General features: G+C 44.9%; 1 protein-coding gene and 1 pseudogene. Both read left to right on the top strand.

The features are described from left to right. Window positions 1-427 (top strand): annotated as a pseudogene (gene traK / locus PORUE0001_RS05000) (conjugative transposon protein TraK); the annotation flags it as partial. Next, complete coding sequence (locus PORUE0001_RS10585) at window positions 399-602, top strand: hypothetical protein (protein ID WP_007364510.1); 204 nt, start codon at window positions 399-401, stop codon at window positions 600-602. The pseudogene traK and the gene PORUE0001_RS10585, both read left to right, overlap by 29 nt. The last annotated feature ends 37 nt before the right edge of the window (window positions 603-639 follow it).

Genomic DNA, 639 nt, shown 5'->3' with positions numbered 1-639 from the left:
TAGAAGCTAATCGTCCTGTAGAGGCTCGTGAGCATCTTAGACGATTTCACGAATTGTCTTCACGCTGGCTCCTGAGTCGCAAGCGATACAGAGCAATATCAGTCGAGCATTGGATATGGCAGATGAGTCTGCTTACAACTACTACACCGACCTGCAAGAGGAAAAGTACTATAATCGTCTCATCTCAACAAACACCTCTCAGGTGCTGACGGTTGATTCTATCTCTTGTGACTTTAATACTTACCCCTATGAGGCTGTGGTCTATGGCACACAGACCATCTACCGCAAGAGTAATGTCACAGAGCGGTCTCTTGTAACCGCCTGCTCATTACTCAACACGGTACGCAGTGACCGCAATCCACAGGGCTTCCTAATCACTAAATTTAGAGTAATCAATAATGAAACAAGACGTACCACCCCTCGATAGTGTAGGCACTTCATCTACACAGAACAAGGTCGGCTGGGTAAAAAAACAGACTGACCGACTCAAAGCGTGGTGTGACAAGCTCACACCCGAAGAGCGTAAGAGACTAACCTTTATCTCTATGGGTGTCTACCTAGCCGTTTTTCTTCTAGTAATTACAATTAGCATCTTCAAATAATATGGATACCAACAAAACAGCTCCTGACAAAGCTAAG

Origin of the sequence: Porphyromonas uenonis 60-3 (assembly GCF_000174775.1) — a bacterium.
Lineage (GTDB): Bacteria > Bacteroidota > Bacteroidia > Bacteroidales > Porphyromonadaceae > Porphyromonas > Porphyromonas uenonis_A.
The sequence above is the reverse complement of the archived record's forward strand: the minus strand, read 5'-3'. Positions and strand labels throughout refer to the sequence as shown.

What these genes read in the sequence shown, in the direction of transcription:
- PORUE0001_RS10585 (WP_007364510.1), top strand. Translation starts at nt 399, where the DNA reads ATGAAACAAGACGTACCACCCCTCGATAGTGTAGGCACTTCATCTACA.